The sequence below is a fragment of the Mycobacterium sp. 1245801.1 genome (genome assembly GCF_001673055.1).
Classification (GTDB): Bacteria; Actinomycetota; Actinomycetes; order Mycobacteriales; family Mycobacteriaceae; genus Mycobacterium; species Mycobacterium europaeum_A.
On sequence record NZ_LZKY01000009.1, the window covers coordinates 1 to 524 of the forward strand.

Below are 524 nucleotides of genomic sequence, written 5' to 3' on the forward strand. Positions count from 1 at the left end.
GGCCGCCTTCTGGTCGCGGGCCGGGGTGGCGCACCTGCTCACCCGCCCCGGCGACACGCCCCCGTTCCAGCGCGGCGATCAGCGCGGCCGAGTTCGCGGCGCGGGCCCGGGCATCGGCGAAGCGCGGGTCGTCGCGCCACTCGGGCCGGCCCACCGCGCGGCACAGCGCCGGCCAGTGCCGCTCGGGCTCCAGGCCGACGATCCAGAACCGCCGCCCGTCGGAGGCGGCGTAGTTGTTCATGCACGGGTTGCCCATCGTTTCGCGCTGGCCGATCGCGATCGGCTGGCCGCTCATCAGATAGGTGTTGAGGTCGAAGCTGACGGTGTAGGCGCCCTGCCGGTACAGCGAGGTCGTGACCAGTTGGCCCGTCCCGGTGCGTTCGCGCGCGAGCAGCGCCGCGCACACGGCCGCGGCCATCGTCATCCCGGCGGAGTGGTCGCCCATGCCGCCGCGCTGGAACGGGGGCGTGTCGCCGGGGCGGGTGAGCAGGTGCGCCACCCCGGCCCGCGACCAGAAGGCGGCC

The 524-nt window shown here is 75.6% G+C and carries 1 protein-coding gene; it reads right to left on the reverse strand.

Going from position 1 to position 524, the window contains the following annotated elements; genetic code table 11:
- Nucleotides 1-524 (reverse strand): CoA transferase (locus A5622_RS00620; RefSeq protein ID WP_232002790.1); only part of this gene is annotated, 524 nt, incomplete at both ends.